This window comes from Paracoccus sp. DMF-8 (assembly GCF_029309835.1).
Lineage (GTDB): Bacteria > Pseudomonadota > Alphaproteobacteria > Rhodobacterales > Rhodobacteraceae > Paracoccus.
The window spans coordinates 160,522-174,986 of the sequence record NZ_JARJHL010000011.1; the positions used below are offsets into that span (position 1 = coordinate 160,522).

The 14,465-nt window shown below is 67.6% G+C and carries 16 protein-coding genes; 11 read left to right on the forward strand and 5 right to left on the reverse strand.

The genetic code is table 11. From position 1 onward, the window contains the following. The first annotated feature begins 41 nt into the window (after positions 1-41). The 10 genes from PE067_RS12265 to eutC all read left to right on the forward strand — a co-directional run bounded on the left by PE067_RS12265 (position 42) and on the right by eutC (position 8,264). Positions 42-1,082 (forward strand): MoxR family ATPase, encoded by a 1,041-nt coding sequence (locus PE067_RS12265; RefSeq protein WP_276189644.1) that lies wholly within the window; start codon positions 42-44, stop codon positions 1,080-1,082. Then, a complete protein-coding gene (locus tag PE067_RS12270; RefSeq protein WP_276189645.1) occupies positions 1,079-1,951 on the forward strand; it encodes a hypothetical protein in 873 nt (290 codons plus the stop codon). Before PE067_RS12265 ends, PE067_RS12270 begins: the two co-directional genes overlap by 4 nt. After that, entirely contained in the window at positions 1,948-2,103 is a 156-nt protein-coding gene (locus PE067_RS12275; protein ID WP_276189646.1) for a hypothetical protein, read from the forward strand. The genes PE067_RS12270 and PE067_RS12275 overlap by 4 nt, the downstream gene beginning before the upstream one ends. Then, positions 2,100-2,936: a nonribosomal peptide synthetase MxaA gene (locus PE067_RS12280; protein WP_276189647.1), complete on the forward strand. Its 837-nt coding sequence runs from the start codon at positions 2,100-2,102 to the stop codon at positions 2,934-2,936. Before PE067_RS12275 ends, PE067_RS12280 begins: the two co-directional genes overlap by 4 nt. After that, a complete protein-coding gene (locus tag PE067_RS12285; protein ID WP_276189648.1) occupies positions 2,933-3,946 on the forward strand; it encodes a VWA domain-containing protein in 1,014 nt (337 codons plus the stop codon). Before PE067_RS12280 ends, PE067_RS12285 begins: the two co-directional genes overlap by 4 nt. Continuing rightward, positions 3,943-4,494, forward strand: a complete 552-nt coding sequence (locus tag PE067_RS12290) for a hypothetical protein (RefSeq protein WP_276189649.1) — start codon at positions 3,943-3,945, stop codon at positions 4,492-4,494. The genes PE067_RS12285 and PE067_RS12290 overlap by 4 nt, the downstream gene beginning before the upstream one ends. Then, the gene (locus tag PE067_RS12295; RefSeq protein WP_276189650.1) at positions 4,491-5,402 is read left to right on the forward strand and encodes a VWA domain-containing protein; all 912 of its coding nucleotides are present in this window, start codon (positions 4,491-4,493) and stop codon (positions 5,400-5,402) included. The genes PE067_RS12290 and PE067_RS12295 overlap by 4 nt, the downstream gene beginning before the upstream one ends. A 100-nt stretch (positions 5,403-5,502) precedes the next feature. Beyond that, positions 5,503-6,033, forward strand: coding sequence for an SRPBCC family protein (locus PE067_RS12300; RefSeq protein WP_276189652.1), 531 nt, complete (start codon positions 5,503-5,505; stop codon positions 6,031-6,033). Between the two features lie 90 nt (positions 6,034-6,123). Then, on the forward strand, positions 6,124-7,509 hold the full coding sequence (locus PE067_RS12305; RefSeq protein ID WP_276189653.1) for an ethanolamine ammonia-lyase subunit EutB: 1,386 nt from the start codon (positions 6,124-6,126) through the stop codon (positions 7,507-7,509). Further along, positions 7,506-8,264, forward strand: a complete 759-nt coding sequence (gene eutC / locus PE067_RS12310; protein WP_276189654.1) for an ethanolamine ammonia-lyase subunit EutC — start codon at positions 7,506-7,508, stop codon at positions 8,262-8,264. Before PE067_RS12305 ends, eutC begins: the two co-directional genes overlap by 4 nt. Before the next feature lie 240 nt (positions 8,265-8,504). Here eutC and PE067_RS12315 read toward each other — a convergent pair whose 3' ends face one another. Genes PE067_RS12315 through PE067_RS12325 form a run of 3 tightly spaced genes read right to left on the reverse strand, consistent with a single transcriptional unit; the run spans position 8,505 to position 10,365 of the window. Further along, the gene (locus PE067_RS12315) at positions 8,505-9,389 is read right to left on the reverse strand and encodes a carbon-nitrogen hydrolase family protein (RefSeq protein ID WP_276189655.1); all 885 of its coding nucleotides are present in this window, start codon (positions 9,387-9,389) and stop codon (positions 8,505-8,507) included. Next, positions 9,386-9,967: a GNAT family N-acetyltransferase gene (locus PE067_RS12320; protein ID WP_276189656.1), complete on the reverse strand. Its 582-nt coding sequence runs from the start codon at positions 9,965-9,967 to the stop codon at positions 9,386-9,388. Before PE067_RS12320 ends, PE067_RS12315 begins: the two co-directional genes overlap by 4 nt. Further along, positions 9,964-10,365, reverse strand: coding sequence for a ketosteroid isomerase-related protein (locus PE067_RS12325; protein WP_276189657.1), 402 nt, complete (start codon positions 10,363-10,365; stop codon positions 9,964-9,966). Before PE067_RS12325 ends, PE067_RS12320 begins: the two co-directional genes overlap by 4 nt. Positions 10,366-10,519: 154 nt before the next feature. On the opposite strand from PE067_RS12325, the gene PE067_RS12330 reads away from it, so the two are divergent. Then, a complete protein-coding gene (locus tag PE067_RS12330) occupies positions 10,520-11,905 on the forward strand; it encodes a phosphomannomutase (protein WP_276189658.1) in 1,386 nt (461 codons plus the stop codon). 6 nt (positions 11,906-11,911) lie between these two features. Here the strand turns inward: PE067_RS12330 and PE067_RS12335 are convergent, their stop codons facing one another. Together PE067_RS12335 and PE067_RS12340 are read right to left on the reverse strand one after the other, a co-directional pair. Beyond that, positions 11,912-12,682: an ABC transporter ATP-binding protein gene (locus PE067_RS12335; RefSeq protein WP_346429694.1), complete on the reverse strand. Its 771-nt coding sequence runs from the start codon at positions 12,680-12,682 to the stop codon at positions 11,912-11,914. Between the two features lie 4 nt (positions 12,683-12,686). After that, positions 12,687-14,285, reverse strand: a complete 1,599-nt coding sequence (locus tag PE067_RS12340) for a capsule biosynthesis protein (RefSeq protein ID WP_276189659.1) — start codon at positions 14,283-14,285, stop codon at positions 12,687-12,689. Positions 14,286-14,465: the final 180 nt, after the last annotated feature.

The following is a 14,465-nucleotide window of genomic DNA, read 5'->3' on the forward strand; positions in this document are numbered from 1 at the left end:
CTCCAGACCATGCGCAGCGCGCCCCGAAGGACGAGGACATGATGGCTGACATTTCCGGCAACACCACCGTCGGCCATGCCGAATGGCGCGATCGTTTTCAACAGGCCGAGACCGCGCTGAACGGCGTGGTCATCGGCCAGACCCGCGCGGTGCGGCTGATCCTGCTGTCGGTGCTGTGCCGTGGCCATGTGCTGCTGGCGGGCGATGTCGGCACCGGCAAGACGACGCTGCTGCGCGCCGTGGCCCGGATCATCGGCGGCCCCTATGCCCGGATCGAGGGCACGGTGGACCTGCTGCCGACCGACATGCTCTATACCGCCCATATCGACGACGACGGCCGCCCGCGCATCGAACCCGGCCCCGTGCTGTCGCAGGGCGAAGATCTGTCGATCTTTTTCTTCAACGAAATCAACCGCGCGCGCCCTCAGGTCCATGCGCTGCTGTTGCGGCTGATGGCCGAACGCAGCCTGACCGCCTTTCGTCGCGAATGGACATTCCCGCATCTGCAGGTCTTTGCCGACCGCAACCAGATCGAACGGGACGAAACATTCGAATTGCCCGCCGCCGCCCGCGACCGTTTCATGATCGAGGTGCCGGTGAACGCGCCGACCGACCCGGACCAGCGCATCGCCCTGGCCTTCGACACGCGCTTTCACGACACCGACAGCCTGATCGCGACCCTGCCGCAGGGGCTGCTGTCGTTCCGGCAGTTGAACGGGCTGGCGCGCGAGATCCAGGACGTGACCTTCGCCAGCCCGACCCTGCAACGCTATGTCCTTGACCTGTCCGAGGCCCTGCGCGACCCCGCCGCCGCCGGGCTGGAGGTGCAGGGGCTGGACGTGGCGCGGCTGGTGCGCGGCGGCGTCAGCCCGCGCGGGTTGCAGGCGCTGGTGCGCGCGGCCCGTGCCGCCGCATGGCTGGACGGGCGCGATGCGGTGATGCCGCAGGATCTGCGGCAGGTTCTGGCCCCGGTCATGGGGCATCGCATTTTCCTGACGCCGGGGTTTGAACCCCGCCGCGAAACCATCGTGCCGGCGCTGGTTCAGGCCGCCTTCGACAAGATCCCGGTGCCTGCCTCATGACAGCCGACCCGGCCGAAATCAGCCTGTTCGACGCGCTCGCATGGCGGTTGCGCGCGGCGCTGCCCGGCCATCATCCGGGGCCGCATCGCGCGCGGATGCGCGGTGCGGGGGATGCCTTTGCCGATGTCGCGCCGCTGCTGGCCCATCCCGATCCGCGCCGGCTGGATGTGCGGCGTTCGATCACCGATCCCTTCGGGACGATGTTCGTGCGCCGCTTTGAAACCCGGACCGATCTGGTGCTGCATATGCTGCTGGACGCATCGGCCTCGCTGTCGGCGGGGGCGCGTTCCGACCGGCAGGGGCTGGCCGCGCTGCTGGTTGCGGGCTTTGCGCAGGCGGCGTTTCGCGGCGGCGATCTGTTCGCCCTGACGGCGGTCGGCGGCGATGCGGTGCTGGCGCAGACCCCGCGCGCCCGCCGCGCCGGTCTGGGCGCCGAATTGCGCGAAGAGGTGCGGGCGATGGTGCCCGCCGGTTCCGGCGTCTCCGGCCTGTGCGAGGCGGCGGCGGCCCTGCCGCAAAGCCGCGTTCTGGTCACCCTGCTGTCGGATTTCGACCACACCCCGGATGAGCTGGACCGGCTGCTGTCGGCGCTGGACCCGCGCCCGGTCCTGCCGATCTGGCTGCGCGACAGCGGTCTGGAAAACCCGCCCGGCCGCTTTGGTCTGGCCGAGGGCCGTGACCCCGAAACCGGGCGGCGGCGGACCTTTCTGACGACGCGGAAATGGGCCGCGCGGCAGGCGCGGGCCGCGCAGGATCACCGCGCGGCGCTGATGTCGGTCTTTGCCGATCACGGGCTGCATCCGGTTGAAATCCTTGACCGCGTCGATGTCGGCGATCTGGTCGCGGCGCTTGCGGGGGCGACCGGATGAGGATCTGGCTGGCGCCTGTCCTGCTGTCGCCTGCCGTGGCGGATGCCGCCCCCGGCGGCGTGCGGGTGGCGATCCTTGCCGATCACGGCCTGTTTCCCGCTGCGCCCCCCGGCCGCGTCACGACGCCTGCACCTGCGGGGGCTGCGGCATGAGGCTGTGGCTGATCCTTGCCCTGCTGCCGCTGCCCGCGCTGGCAGAGGTCACGGCCGACAATCCCCGGTTGCATGGCTGGTGGCTGGGCGATCAACTGGAGCAGCGCGTCCGGATCGACCTGCCGCCGGGCGTTACGCTGGATCCGGCCTCGCTGCCCCGGCCGCGTGCGGTGGAATACTGGCTGGACCTGCACTCCGTCACGACCCGCGACACCGACAGCGGGGTCGAGGTCATCCTGCACTGGCAGAATTTCTATTCTCCGCTGGAACCCAGCCTGCGGGAAGTCCCCGCCAGCCCCCTGATGCTCAGCGATGGCAGCCGCGTGCAACTGCCCGGCTTCAATTTCGTCAGCTCTCCGCTGCGGCCGATTCTGGCGCCGTCCTCGCCCGACCAGCTTTTGCCGGATGCGCGTTACCGGCTGATCGACCCGCTGCCCGCGCGGGTGGGGCTGGCGGCTTCGGTTCTGGCGCTGCTGGCGACGCTGGCCGCGCTGGCGTGGCATCAGGGCTGGTGGCCGTTCCATGCGCGCCCGGCGCGGCCCCTGACCTGGACCCGGCGGCGCATCGCGCGGCTTGGCGATGCGCCTGCGGCGCGGCTGCGGCAGGAACTGCACCGGGGGCTGGATGCGGCCTACGGAAGGGTGCTGATCGGCCCGGACCTGCCGGGTTTCATCGAACGGCGCCCCGAATTCACGGGCCTGACCGACCGGCTTGGCGGGTTTTTCGCGGGGTCGGATGATGCCTTTTACCGCGCCGCTGGCCGCGATGGCGACGGGGCGGAACTGCGCGCGCTGGCCCGCGACCTCGCGGCGGTCGAAAGGGGGCGGGCATGATCGGCTTTACCTGGCCGCTGGTGCTGCTGGCCCTGCCGCTGGCGCTGCTGCCGCTGTTCAGGCGCTGGCTGCGGCCGTCCATGGTGACGCGGCTGGACCTGCGCCCGCGCGACGGCGCATCCGCGCTGATCGACCGGGGGCTGACCGCGATGGGGATGCTGGGGATCGCCGCGCTGATCGTCGGCATCGCCGGGCCGTTCCTGCGCGGCAGCACCGTGCCCCATCGCGGCATCGGGGCGAATATCGTGCTGCTGATCGACCGTTCGTCCAGCATGGACGACACTTTCGCGGGCCGCGCGCCAAGCGGGGCCGAGGAAAGCAAATCCAGCGCCGCCCGCCGCATCCTGCTGGATTTCATCACCCATCGTCCCGATGATCGCGTTGGTATTGCCGCGTTCTCGACCTCGCCCATGCAGGTGTTGCCGATGACGCAAAGCCGCAGCGCCATTTCGGCGGCGATCGCCGCGCAAGGCGAACGCGGCCTGTCGCAGACCGATATCGGGCGCGGGCTGGTGCTGGCCATGCGCATGCTGGAGGACACGGCCGCAGACGGCTCGCGCGCCATCGTCATGGTCTCGGACGGGGCGGGCGTCATCGCGCCGGAGGTGCAAGAGGTCATGGTCGAAGAGGCCCGCCGCCGCAGCATCAACCTGTATTGGCTGTATCTGCGCACCGCCGGATCGCGGGGGATCTTCGACATTCCCGCCCCGGGCGAGGTCGACACCGCGCAGCGCCGCCCCGAACGCCATCTGCATCTGCTGTTGCAACGTCTCGGCCTGTCCTATCAGGCGTTCGAGGCCGACAGCCCCGACGCCGTGGCCCAGGCCGTCGCCGAAATCGACAAGCTGGAGGCGCATCCGATCCTGACCGAACGGCAGGTGCCGCGCCGTGATCTGGACGGGTTCGCCCGGTTGCTGGCCGCGCTTTGTGCCGCCGGTCTGACCGTTGCCCGTTGGCTGGAACGCGATTACGCCCCGCGCCCCGCTAAACCCGCACTGGTGCGGGCATGAGGCGGCTGATCTTTGCCCTGTTGGTGCTGCTGGTCGCGGGTTCCGCGGGCGCGACGGGCTGGTTCGGCTGGCGGGTCTGGGGCGATCATGCCGACAACCGCGCGATCCGCGATCTGGCCGCCGGGCGCGCGGCCGAACCGCGCGATGGTGCCGACCCGCGCGTCGCCCATGCCCGCATCCTGTTTCTGGCCCGGCGCGACCGCATCCCCGAGGCCGAGGCGCTGGTCCCCGCCCTGTCGGGTGCCGCGCCCGCCCTGCAATCGGGCGCGCGCATGACCATTGCCAACGCCCGGATGCGGCGCGGCTATGACGCGCTGGAGGCGCGGGATCTGGACGGCGCGATGGCCGAGGTCAATCTGGCCAAATCCGCCTATCGCGACGCCCTGCGCGCCGATCCGGGCAATTTCGACGCCAAGGTCAATCTGGAACTGGCGACCCGCCTGTTCCGCGACCTGCCGCGCGAAGGCAATGACGGCGAGGAAAACCCCGACATCAAGCCGTCGGAACTGTGGACCGATCTGCCCGGCCTGCCACGGGGCGCGCCATGAACCGCCCAATCCTGAACCGCCGCATCCTGAAACGCCCAATCCTGCAACGCATGGCCTTGCCCGCGCTGGCCGGGCTGCTGGCGCTGGCCGCGCTGGCCGATCCCAAACTGCCGATGACGCGCGATCTGCGCGATGCGCTGGTGGTGGTCGATGTCACGCGCTCGATGAATGTGCGCGACATGGACGGGGTTTCGCGGCTGGATGCAACGCGCGACACCTTGCTGCAATGGGTCTCGGGCCTGCCCTGCGGCAGTCGCATCGGGTTGGCGATCTTTACCGAACGCCGCAGCCTGACCCTGTTCGAGCCGGTCGAGATCTGCGCCGATTACGCCAGCATCGCAGGCAGCCTGCAGGCGATGAGCTGGCGCATGGCATGGGAAGGCGACAGCATGATCGCCAAGGGGCTGAACCATGCGCTGACCCGCGCACAGGGCTTTGGCGTGCCGCTGGTTCTGATCACCGACGGGCAAGAGGCCCCGCCCTTGCCCTATGCCGGTCCCGATGCCTGGCGCGGCGACAGCCCCGGCGGGGTGATCGTGGGGGCGGGGGGCGACACCCCCGCGCCGATCCCGATGTTCGACGATCTGGGCCGCGAAACCGGCTTTTACGGGCCGAATGACGTGCAGCACGCGCCAAGCCGGGTCGGCCCCTGCCCGCAGATGCGACGGAACGTCCGGGCTATCATCCGCGCCAGAACCCCTATGGCGAATCCGATCTGGAAGGCGTCGAACATCTGTCCGCCCTGCGCGCCGATTACCTGCGCGCGCTGGCCCAGGAACGCGGTCTGGGCTTTGTCCGCCTTGGCGAAGGCGCGGCGGCCCTGGATGCGGCATTGGCGGCCAACGCGCCCCGACGCAGCACCCGCACCCTGCGCGGGCTGGGCCCGCTGCTTGGCCTTGCTGCCCTGATCGCGCTTGGCGCGGCATGGCCGACGGGCCGGGCGCGATCAGGCCGGTCAGATGGCCCGCGTAACCCATCCCCAACCATGTCAAGACAGGAGAAACTGACATGATGACGCGACTTTGTGCCCTTGCGATATCGGCGGCGCTGGCGCTGCCCGCCTTCGCGCATGGGCCGACCCCACAGACCGCGACCAAGAACATTCAGGTCGATGCCGCGCCGGATGTGGTCTGGACGCTGGTCAAGGATCCCTCGAAACTGGCCGAATGGCACCCCGACGTGAAATCCATCGCCATGGAAGGCGAAGGCAAGGGCGCGCGCCGCACCGTCGAATTCGAAACCGGCACGCTGGTCGATGGCATCGACAATATCAACGACGAAAACATGAGTATCCGCTGGCGACTTGGCACCGAAGCGATCGAGGTTTTCCCGGTCAGCTTCTACACCAACGACATCACCGTGACCCCGGACGGCGCGGGTTCGGACATCAAATGGCACGCCAGCTTTTTTCGCGCCGACACGACCAACGAACCCGAGGAACGCTTCAGCGACGAAGCCGCGGTGACTGCGATGGACGCCTATATCAGCCACGGTCTTGACGGGCTGAAGGCCGCTCTGGACGGCGAATCCGGTTCCTGACACTGGACAGCGCGCCCCTTGCGCCGGATGCTGGGCAGATGCGGATGGCGACCGCATCAGGCCCGGCAGGATCCGCGAAAGGGGCGCGACATGGCAGAATATCAGGCGCAGGCACGGCAGGAAAATTTCCGCTTTTCGTCGCTTGCGCAGGTGATGGCGGCGGCTTCGGCAGAACGCTCGGGCGACCAGCTGGCCGGGATTGCCGCCGACAGCGCCCTGCAACGGGTGGCGGCGCGGCGGGTGCTGATGGATCTGCCCCTGACAACCTTTCTGAACGAGGCGCTTGTCCCCTACGAAGATGACGAGGTCACGCGGCTGATCATCGACAACCATGACGCGGCGGCATTTGCACCCCTGTCCGCGATGACGGTGGGCGATCTGCGCGACTGGCTGCTGTCGCCCGAAACCGATGCGGCGGCCCTGGCCCGTGTCGCGCCGGGGCTGACGCCCGAAATGATCGCCGCCGTGTCGAAGCTGATGCGCAATCAGGATCTGATCCGGGTCGGGCGCAAGCCGGAAATCGTCACCGCATTCCGCAACACCATCGGCCAGCGCGGCACGCTGTCCACGCGGCTGCAGCCGAACCACCCCGCCGACGATCCGCGCGGCATCGCGGTGTCGATCCTTGACGGGCTGCTGCATGGCGCGGGCGATGCGGTGATCGGGATCAACCCGGCCTCGGACAATCTGGCGAATTGCCGCGATCTGCTGATCGTGCTGGACGATCTGCGCCAGCGTTTCGACATTCCGACCCAGAATTGCGTGCTGACCCATGTCACCAATTCGCTGGAACTGCTGGAACGCGGCGCGCCGGTCGATCTGATCTTTCAGTCCATCGCGGGCACGCAGGCCGCGAACGAAGGGTTCGGCGTCACCCTGTCCATGCTGGCCGAGGCGCAGGCGGCGGGCCTTGCCGCCCGGCGCGGCAGTATCGGGCAGGATGTGATGTATTTCGAAACCGGGCAGGGTTCGGCCCTGTCAGCGGATGCCCATCACGGCGTCGATCAGCAAACGCTGGAGGTCCGGGCGCAGGCCGTCGCCCGCGCCTTTCGCCCGCTGCTGGTCAATACGGTCGTGGGCTTCATCGGCCCGGAATATCTGTTCGACGGCAAGCAGATCATCCGCGCGGGCCTTGAGGATCATTTCTGCGGCAAATTGCTGGGCCTGCCGATGGGCGTCGATGTCTGCTACACCAACCATTCCGAGGCCGATCAGGACGATATGGACAGCCTTGCCACCCTGCTGGTCGATGCGGGCGTCAGCTTTCTGATCACCGTGCCGGGGGCCGATGACGTGATGCTGGGTTATCAAAGCCTTGCCTTCGACGATCTGGCCTATCTGCGCGAGGTGTCGGGCCGCAAGCCCGCCCCGGAATTTGAAAACTGGCTGGACCGGATGGGGCTGGCGCGCGGCATGGGCGCCCGTGCCTTGCCCGATGCCGGTGATCTGGCCCGCAGGTTGGGGCTGCCCGCATGACCGATCCCGTCACGCGCTTTCCGGGTCTGAGCCGCCTGACCCCCGCCCGCGTCCGGCTGGACGCCCGCGCCGGGCCGGTGCCGATGCGCGATCTGCTGGCCTTTCAGGAAGACCACGCCGCCGCCCGCGACGTGATCCACAGCAGCGCCGACTGGCAGGCGATTGCGCGCGATCTGGCGCCCTTGGACAGTATTCAGGTCAGCAGTCGCGCGCAGGGCCGTGCCGAATATCTGCGCCGCCCCGATCTGGGCCGCAGGCTGGCGCCGGGGCAGGATCTGCCCTGCGGCAACCCGCCGCTGGTCGTCGTTCTGGCCGATGGGTTGTCGGCACAGGCGCTGGACCGGCATGGCGCGGCGGTGGTTCATGCGCTGGCCGCGCGCCTGCCGGAACTGGCGCGGCAGCCGGTGGTGCTGGCCAGCGGCGCGCGGGTCGCGCTTGGCGATGACATCGGTGCGGCGATGGGGGCCGGAATGGTGCTGGTCCTGATCGGTGAACGGCCGGGGCTGACCGTCGCCGACAGTCTGGGTGCCTATCTGACGATGGCGCCGCGCCCCGGTCTGCGCGACAATGCCCGCAATTGCGTGTCAAACATCCATGACCGGGGCGGGCTGTCGCATGACCGCGCCGCCGACCGGCTGAGCTGGCTGATCACGGCCGCGCGCAATCTGGGCCAGACCGGCATCGCGCTGAAGGACGGCAGCGCCGACGCCCTGCCGCTGGACGATCCGCACCCCGGCAGCCTGACCGGGGATTAGCCCCGCCCGTGGGTTACACCGGGCCATCCCTTTGCCGCCCTGTATGTGCGCATGATTGCAACCGTCGCCTGCGCATCCGGGTCGGGGGCGGGGGGGCATTGGGGGCATGGGGCCTGCCCGGAAACGGTGGCGCATATTGGCGCGATCTATGGGCATTGCTGCGACCCGGACGGGTCCATGCCGATCCGATCCAGCGGATGGCGGGACTAAACGCCCATCACCCTTAAACGCCCGCCACCTTTAAACGCCCATCACCTTGCTGGCCGCGCTTTCGGGCCAATGGGCAAAGGGCAGGACGCCGCCCTTGCTGCGGCTTTCGGCGACGCGGGCCAGATCGACCGTCGCCTTGACCCAACCGGGCTGGTCCATCTCGCCGATCGCGACGATGCCGTTTTCGGGCCACAAACCATCCGGCGGACCATAGATCGCTGCGGCGCCCCGGTTTTCGTCGATGGCGGGATTCCAGTCGACATTGCCCACGGTCGGCGATTGCACCACGACGCATTGGCTTTCCAGCGCGCGGGCCATGGCGCCGATGCGGACGCGGTTATAGCCCGCGACGGTATCGGTGCAGGACGGCACCAGCAGGATTTCAACCCCGGCCTGAGCCAGTTCGCGGGCCAGCAGGGGGAATTCGCTGTCATAGCAGATCAGGATGCCAAGCCGCCCGACGGGCGTGTCGAAGACGCGCAATCCGGGGGCTGCGACGACGTCCCAGTCCTCGCGTTCGAACCGGGTCATGATCTGCTTGTCCTGATGCCCGATCCGGCCATCCGGGCCGAACAGCACGGCGCGGTTCACCGGGCGCGTGTCGTTGGGGCGCGGGCCATCGAAATGCGGCCCCGAAGCCGCAAGGATATGCACCCCATGCCTTGCCGCCAATGCCACATGCAAGGCGTCGCGGGCATCGGCATGGCGGGCGACCTCGTGCAGGGATTGTTCCAGATCCCGCGCGATTTCGGGACCGCCAAGCGAGGCCAGTTCCATCGCGCCATATTCGGGAAACAGCAGCAGGTCGCAATCAGCGGCATCCTGAACCCACCGCGTCACCTTGGCGGCATAGTCGTCAAAGCTGTCGAACCAGTCGAAAGGATAGGCAGAGGTGGCGATGCGAACCTGAGTCACAGCTCTTTCATCCAGAATTGCAGGGGTTTGCGGGTGGATGCGGGTTCCCCGATATCCTTCCAGTCGAATTCGGCGATGACGCCGGGCAGCGGCGCATAGCCGCGTTTGCGCCAGAACCCGTCCAAGGGGCGGTAATCGGCGGGGCGCATCGGGTGATCGGCCGGGCGCTTGACGCTGGCGAATGCGCTGTAGCGGCGGCCAAGGCTGCGGGCCTGCGCCTCGCGCCCGTCGAAAAAGACATGGCCCAGACCATGGCCGCGATATTCGGGCAGCAGGACCGATTCCGAACAGTAAAAGATCTGATCCAGCTTTTCCGGGCGATGGGCAAAGGCTGCGGCGAAATCCGCGGCGTGATCTTCCATCGGGGCGCCGGTCGAGGCGCCGATCATCCGGTCGCCGTCCCAGGCCGTCACGACGACGGCGCCGGGCGCCTGATAGACTTTCAGATAGTCGCGTTCGTAATCCAGATCGCCGTCGTAAAGGTAAGGCCAGTCACGGAAAACCGCGATGCGCAGCCGCGCCAGATCCTCCAGCGCGGGGGCGACGTCATGGCCTGTCAGAACGCGGGTGGTGATCATCCGACGACCTGACGCGTCCATTCGTTCAGGTTGTAATAGGTGGTGACGCGGGTGATCTTGCCGCCCTTGACGTCAAAAAACGTGCCTGCGGGCAGGCGATAGGTCTGGCCGTTCGCTTCCGGCAGGCCCTCATCCGTTTTCAGATAGGTGCCGTTCACGACGAATTCCGCCGCCGCCCGGTCGCCCGATCTGTTGGCGAACACGACGATATCCGTCAGCAGTTCCTTGTAGCTGCTGGTCATATGCGCGTTGAATTCGCGAAACATCTCGATGCCTTTGCGGACACCGCCTTCGTTGACGTGATGTTCCACGTCATCGGCCAGCATTTTCAGCATGTCGTCGGTGCGGCCTTCGTTGAAGGCCTGATAATAGGCGGTGATGAGCGCTTTCGTGTCCATCGTGATCTCCTGTCGGTTTCAAGGGGTTTTAGCCGGTTCGCGCGCCCCGGTCACTTACATCCTTTGGTTTAGGCGGTGGCTTTGCGTCAGGGCGGTGGATTTTCCGCGCGCCTTCTGCGAACAAGGCGCCATCGCCCAAGGACAGGAGCCCGCGATGACCGCCCAAGGACCGCGCCAGATCGACTGTTTCAAGGCCTATGACGTGCGTGGCAGGCTGGGAATGGAACTGGACGAGGATGTGGCCTATCGCATCGGTCGTGCCTTTGCGCAGGCGCAGGGCGCGCGGGATGTGGTGGTCGGGCGCGACAGCCGCGACAGCTCGCCCGCGCTGGCTGCGGCGCTGATCCGGGGGCTGACCGACGGCGGCGCGGATGTGCGCGATCTGGGGCTGGCCGGGACCGAGGAGATGTATTTCGCCACCGCCCGTTCCGGCGCCGATGGCGGGATCGAGGTCACCGCGTCCCATAACCCCATCGACTACAACGGCATGAAGCTGGTCGGCGCGGGCGCCCGTCCGCTGGACCCCGCGACCGAATTCGCCGATCTGGCCGCGCTGGCGCAATCGGGCGATTTCGCGCCCGCCGACCGTCAGGGCACAACCCGCGATTTCGGTCAGGCCCGCGCGGATTACGCCCGCGCATTGGTCGATTTCATCGACGTTACCGTGCTGCGGCCGATGGTGGTGCTGGTCAATGCCGGGAATGGCACGGCGGGGCCGACCTTTGACGCGATTGCCGCCGAACTGGACAGGCGCGGCGCCCCCTTGCGCTTCATCCGCATCCATCACGACCCGGACGGCAGCTTTCCGGTCGGTATCCCGAACCCGCTTTTGCCCGAAAACCAGCCGATGACGGCGGATGCGGTGCGCGAACATGGCGCGGATCTGGGCGTGGCCTGGGATGGCGATTTCGACCGCTGTTTCTTTTTCGACGAAACCGGGCGCTTTATCCCCGGCGAATATATCGTGGGCCTGCTGGCGGCGGCCTTTCTGGAAAAATCGCCGGGCGAAAAGATCGTCCATGACCCGCGCGTGGTCCTGAACACCCGCGATGTGATTGCGGCGGCGGGCGGGCGGGCGGTGCAGGCCCGCACCGGCCATGCCTTTGTCAAAAAGGCCATGCGAGAGGCGGGCGCGATCTATGGCGGCGAGATGTCGGCGCATCACTATTTCCGCGATTTCGCCTTTGCCGACAGCGGGATGATCCCCTGGCTGCTGGTCGTGGAACTGCTGTCGCGCAAGGGCGTGGCGCTGTCGCAACTGCTGTCCGAACGGATGCGGGCCTTTCCGTCCTCGGGGGAAATCAACTTTCGTCTGGACGACCCGCAGGCCGCGATGGCGCGGGTCATCGACCATTTCGCGCCGGACGCGCTGCGCCGCGACGATACCGATGGCACCAGCCTGGAATTCGCGGGTTGGCGGTTCAACCTGCGCAGTTCGAACACCGAACCCGTGGTGCGGCTGAATGTGGAATCGGTGGGCGATGCCGCGCTGGTGCGCGACCGCGCGGCGGAAATCGGGGCGATGTTGCGAAACGGCTAAGGCGGCTCAGCGCGAGGGCAGCGCCGGGCCGGGGCGGGCTGGCGGCAATTTGCCCGCCGCGCCCTTTTGGCTGATGGCCGCGGGGCCGGGGGCCTGTGTCGGCTGCCGCGCCGGGGCGGGCGGCAGGTTCAGCAGCGATTCGTGATGGGCTATCGCCTCTTCCAGATCGTCGAACAGGGTCAGGTGGCCCCGGTCCAGCACCGCGCCCATGTTGCACATCGACCGCACCATCCCCATCGAATGCGAGACGACGACCGCGCCCGATTGGCTCATCCGGTCGGCAAAGACGCTTTGCGATTTGGCCCGGAATTCGGCATCGCCGACGCTGGTCACCTCATCCACCAGATAGGTGTCGAACTTGATCCCCATGCTGGTCCCCATCGCCAGACGCGAGCGCATCCCCGATGAATAGGTCCCGAAGGGCTGGTAGAAATGCGCGCCAAGATCAGCGAATTCAGCGACATAGCTGATCAGCTCATCGGTGTCGACGCCATAGATGCGCGCGACGAAACGGACGTTTTGCGCGCCGGTCAGTTCGGGGTGGAAACTGCCCGCAAAGCCCACCGGCCAGGAAATCGTCCCGGTCGAAACGATGCGCCCATAGGTCGGCGAGATCGTGCCCGCGATCATGCGCAGCAGCGTCGATTTCCCCGCGCCATTCCGCCCCAGCAGCGCAACCGAGGCGCCGGTCGGGAAAACCGCGTTGATATTGTCGGCAACCAGCGACCGGTTGCCGTTGCGGCGAAAGACCTTGGTCAGGTTTTCCAGCCGGATCATCGGATCAACCGCGGTCGCGGACGCTGTAATAGACCAGCGTCATGATCGACCAGCCGATCAGCAGCAGGCCCGCCGTCAGCGCCAGCAGGCGCAGCCTTTGGGGTTGGGTCGAGGCCCGGGCCACGCGCGGCGTGATATGCGGGGCCAGATAGCGCGACTGGCGCTGCGCCTCGACCAGCGCGGATCTGTAAGCGATGCGGGCACCGCGATAGGCGGCTTCGGCGAATTCGCGGTCAACGGCCAGTTTTTCATATTCGGCGACCAGTTGGGCATAGCTTTCGCCGCCCGGCCCGTGGCCTTCCTCGCCGAATTTCGCGCGCTCGCGGGCGATCAGGTTCTGCAGCGCGTCGATTTTCTTTTGCGACTGGATGACGCGGTTGTCATCGGCGCGGACATTGTTGTCCAGCAGCAGGTCGTGCTGGACCATCTGTTCGGCCAGCTGCGCCTGCAATCCGCTGAGAATGCCCATCTGCCCGGCCAGATCGGCCTGCGGGTCGACGATCTGGGTTTCCATCCGATAGGCGGTCATGGCCTGCCGCGCCAAGGTCAGCTCGACCCGCGATTTTTCCAGCTCTTCGCGGGCCATGCGGGTCGCGTCCTCCCGCGCCACCGACGACAGTTCGTTGATCTTGTCGGTGCTTTCCTCAAGGATCGCCTGCGCGATGTCGCGGGCATCCTGCGGGGTAAAGGCGCTGACGTTCAGCGTGATCAGCCCGGTCGCGCTGTCGTAATAGATCTGGACCTGACGCTGCCAGAAATCGGTCAGATCCTCGATCGTGCCGTCGGGGTCATAGGCAAAGACAAAGTCATTCGGCCATTGCTGCGAAAACTTGTCGCGCAGATCCAGCTGTTCGTCGACCTTTTCGACCATATCGGCGCTGCGGATATACTGATACAGGATATCCGTGTCCGAGGCCCCGCCAGAGCCGCCCCCCAGTGCCGCCAGACCGCCCAGCAGGTCGATCGAGGGCTGGGCGTCCTCTTGCCGCACGGAAAACCCCAGGGATGAGACATATTGATCCGTGGCGCGGTTCCACAGATACCAGGCGGCGATCAGGCTGGGCAGGATGACGACGGCGATGAAACTGGCCAGCAACATCCAGTGCCTGCGCCGGGGCGCGGCGGCATGGACCGGGCTGCGCACGGGCTGCGCGGGGGCTGCTGGTGGCGGGCTTGCGGGGCGGGCGACCTGCTGCTGGCCTGCCGGGCGGGGCGCCAATGCGCCTGCGGCGGCGGGGGTTGCGCCTGCGGCGGCGGGGGTTGCGGCGGCAGGGGCTGCGGGGGGCGCGGCGGCGCGCATCTGCATCGGGCGGGCCTTGAAGGGACCGGCCCCCTGCTGCTGACCGCCGATCCGGGCGGCGCGGGCGGCCTGCATCGGGCGTGCGGTAAAGGGACGCACCTCATCCCCCCCGGCGGCCTGTTCGGCGGCGGCGCGGCGCGCGGCCATGGCTGCGGCACCGGGGCGCTGTTGCGGGTTCGGCTTGCCGTCCTGTGGTCCTGCGCCCTGTCGCTGGATGCGGGGACCGCCATCCGCACCTGCCGCGTCGGATTGATCGGCCCGGCGTTCTGGCCGCCCTTCGGTGGGATCGGAGTTCTGGGACACGGCGGTCAGGCTTTCGCTGGTTTACCTTTTCCGCGCAGTTGTTACATATTGCCGTTCGCCAAGACCAGCCTTTGCATTCACATGTCCGACATCCCCGACCCCAATTCCAATACGGGCACAAGCCCAGGTGACCGGCCGGGACCAGAGCCGCAGCGGGCCTATCTGCGCGCGCATCAGACG